The organism is Salinivirga sp. (genome assembly GCF_035268865.1).
Lineage (GTDB): Bacteria > Bacteroidota > Bacteroidia > Bacteroidales > Salinivirgaceae > Salinivirga.
The window spans coordinates 1-3,610 of record NZ_DATFKB010000090.1; the positions used below are offsets into that span (position 1 = coordinate 1).

Below are 3,610 nucleotides of genomic sequence, written 5' to 3' on the forward strand. Positions count from 1 at the left end.
ATTGAACGAATTGAGGTTGTTCGTGGTGGAGGCTCAGCTCTTTATGGCAGCAATGCCATAGCAGGAACCATTAACCTAATACTGAAAGATCCGATTACCAACTCATATGAAATGGATATAAGTCGCGGAAGTATTGGTGCAGGACTCGAAGATGCCAACCCATCATCAGATTTTACAGCAAAACTCAACACATCACTCATCTCCTCCGACAGTAAAACCGGTATGGCTTTATATGGATTTTATAGAAAAAGAGCTCCCTTTGATGCCAATGGCGATGACTTTTCAGAATTATCAGACATAAAAAACACAACAATAGGAAGCCGTATGTTTCACCGGTTTACAAATCGTAACCGGGTATCGTTTGATGTATTTCATATTCATGAAAAACGACGCGGAGGCGATAAATTCAACGCCCCTCTTCATGAATCAACAATAGCGGAGGCTGTTGAACACAGAATAACAACAGCAGCCCTAACTTACGATCAATTTTTTAGAGAGCACGATAAACTCTCTGTATTTGCGTCGGGTCAAAAAGTAGATCGCGATTCTTATTATGGTGCCGAACGCTCACTGGCCGATTACGGGTATACACAAGACTTCTCCTACACTACCGGAGCACAATACCACCTAAATCTTAATTTATCTGAAGTTACGTTTGGCTTAGAAAACCAGGGAGCGTGGCTTAAGGATAAAAAACTCGGATACCCTGATGTAGAGAATATAGAAATAAATATTCAGGGCAATGACACCACAATCAATGTACCGCATACGGATAATGTGACCATTGCCGACCAGCAAACCAACACATTTAGTGCTTTTGGTCAGTATGATATTACTTATGAAAAACTAAAAGTAACAGCCGGTGTGCGTTTTGATCATTATATAGTAAAAGATTTCATTTCAAAAGCTGACAAATCGGGCAACGTAATAAGTCCGAGGGTTACGGTTAAATATGATATTTTTAATTATTTACAATCGCGCCTAAGTTATAGCCAGGGATACAGGGCTCCACAAATTTATGATGAAGACCTGCACATAGAAACCTCTACGGCACGCAAGGTGCTTCACGAGAATGACTCTGATTTGAAACAAGAAACCAGTCATAGTATTATGGCTTCTCTTGACTTTAATAAAAAAATCGGGAATGCATATGTAGGAATACTCGCAGAAGGTTTTTATACCAAACTTATGGATGCTTTTTCCAATGAATTCTCTGATCCAGACTCAACCGGAACAGTAACCTATACGCGCGTAAACGCTGACGGTGGAGCTACAGTAGCAGGTGTCAATATAGAAATCAACGTTGTTCCAACAGAAAAACTGACGTTCAAAGGCAGTTTCACTTACCAAAGCAGCAAATACGAAAATGCTCAGGAATTTAAAGAAACATCATTCTTGCGCACTCCCAGTGATTATGGATACCTAACAATAGATTATCAGGTTATAAAGAAACTCGGCTTTTCATTGACCGGAAACTATACTGGCTCAATGTTGGTTCCTTACTTTGGCAATACACTTCCAGCAAATTCAGAAAGAGAATTGCGGGAAAGCAATCCTTTTTATGACATCGGTATAAAAGCCCGCTTTAACTGGAAGCTCAATGGTGCTACCATGCAATTCTATGGGGGTGTAAAAAATATTTTCAATTCCTATCAGGACGACTTTGATTATGGCCACGACCGTGACCCGGGCTATATTTATGGGCCGGGTTTACCACGAATGATCTATGCAGGAATTAAAATCAGCAACCTTATTCATTAAAATATGTAAGCCGTTATTAATTAGAAAAAGGGTCAGATAAAACTGGTCCTTTTTTTATTTTTAAATCAAAAGTTTATTAAATTGAAAACTGAAACAGCCAATTTTAAGCCAGAGGCTAATTCATGAATTTGAGATTAACTGCCAATAAATCACTACTTTTTATTGCAACGCCAATAATTATTTGCATTGCAAAACCGTTTTTTGCACAATCTTCTGAAAACCATAACCAGCCAGATATACTGGAAGACTCAAGGGATGGGAAACGTTATAAAGTGATGCGCATTGGCAACCAAATTTGGATGGCAGAAAACCTGGCCTATAAAACACCCAAAGGATGCTGGCCCTACCTGGATGACACTCAGTACGTTTCAGAGCATGGCTATTTATACAACTGGGAAACCGCAAAGGAAGCCTGTCCCGATGGATGGGAGCTGCCAACAAAAGCAGATTTCAATCAATTACTATTTTTAATAGCACGCGACAATAAAAATCCTTCAAAAGAAATAATACAAGGAGGGTGCAGTGGTTTTGAAGCTATTCAGAGTGGCTGGAGAACAGAAAATGGCCAATATATTGATCTCGATTATAGTGGGAATTATTGGACGCGTAGTAAAAGTTTCCGCGGCCAGGCCTGGTTGCTATTTATAGGAAAAAATGGCCGTAAAAGCTATATCGACTTTGCTGACAAACGTTTTGGCATGTCCGTAAGGTGTATAAAAAAATAGAGGTGACCAAAAAACAGGCCACCTCTGTATATTTTAGTTTTCTATTATTATGCCTGTTCTTTTATGGCCCTTCTTTTTTCCATCCAATTATAAATAGTAGGCAATACAAAAAGAGTCAATAGTGTAGCAGTTACAAGACCGCCAATAACTACTGTAGCTAATGGCCTTTGAACCTCAGAGCCCGGGCCGGTGTTAAAAGCCATAGGAATAAAACCGAGACTGGCCACCAGGGCAGTCATTAATACCGGACGTAACCTGTCAGTTGCGCCATCAATGACTGATTCTTTCAGTGAATACCCTTCCTTACGTAAATGATTGATGTGATCTACTAAAACAATTCCATTGAGCACCGCTACACCAAAAAGCGCCACAAACCCTATGCTAGCTGAAACGGACAGATACATATCGCGCATCCATAAAAAGAACACACCTCCTGACAATGCAAATGGCAGGTTAACCAGAATGAGTAGAGCATAACGAATATGTCCAAAGTTCAGATACAAGAGCCCAAGTATGATAAATAAAGATAATGGTACGACCAATAATAGATGATTCATTGCTCGTTGCTGGTTTTCAAAAGTGCCGCCATACTCCAGGAAATAACCGGCAGGAATATTTGCTTGTTTATCAATAGCTTTTTGGAGATTCTCCACATAAGTGCCCATATCAATATTTTGAATATTGATACCTACAATAAGCCTGCGCCAACCATTTTCACGCTGAATTTCACGGGGGCCTTCCTGCGCCTGAATATTTGTAACACGTTTTAGCGGAATAAAACTGCCATTGGACAATTGCACGGGCACCTCCATTATTTTTTCAAATTTATCTCTCAAATTTTCAGGATAACGTACCATGATATCGAACCGGCGTTGTCCTTCGAAAACCTGGCCGGCACTTTGCCCTCCAATTCCAGCTTCTATTACTTTTTGCACATCATTTACATTCAACCCAAAAGAAGCAATAGCTTCGCGGTCAGCTTTTATAGTCAAATAAGGTTGACCGATGGGTTGTTCTACATAATGATTATCGGTTCCATCTAAAGTCCGAATTACGGAAGAGAGACGGCCGCCTATTTTACTCAAAGTCTCAAGATCTTCACCATAAACCTTTATAGCCAAATC

3 protein-coding genes are annotated in these 3,610 nt (G+C 39.9%); 2 read left to right on the plus strand and 1 reads right to left on the minus strand.

Annotated features, from left to right (window positions below):
• Together VJ937_RS05615 and VJ937_RS05620 are read left to right on the plus strand one after the other, a co-directional pair.
• The coding region (locus VJ937_RS05615) for a TonB-dependent receptor plug domain-containing protein (RefSeq protein WP_324065908.1) at positions 1–1,761 on the plus strand (1,761 nt) is incomplete at its 5' end.
• Positions 1,762–1,883: 122 nt separating this feature from the next.
• Positions 1,884–2,486 carry an FISUMP domain-containing protein gene (locus VJ937_RS05620; RefSeq protein ID WP_324065909.1) on the plus strand — a complete coding sequence of 201 codons (603 nt, stop codon included), beginning with the start codon at positions 1,884–1,886 and terminating at the stop codon, positions 2,484–2,486.
• Between the two features lie 47 nt (positions 2,487–2,533).
• On the opposite strand, the gene VJ937_RS05625 is transcribed toward VJ937_RS05620, so the two are convergent.
• Positions 2,534–3,610 (minus strand): efflux RND transporter permease subunit (locus tag VJ937_RS05625; RefSeq protein ID WP_324065910.1); only part of this gene is annotated, 1,077 nt, incomplete at its 5' end.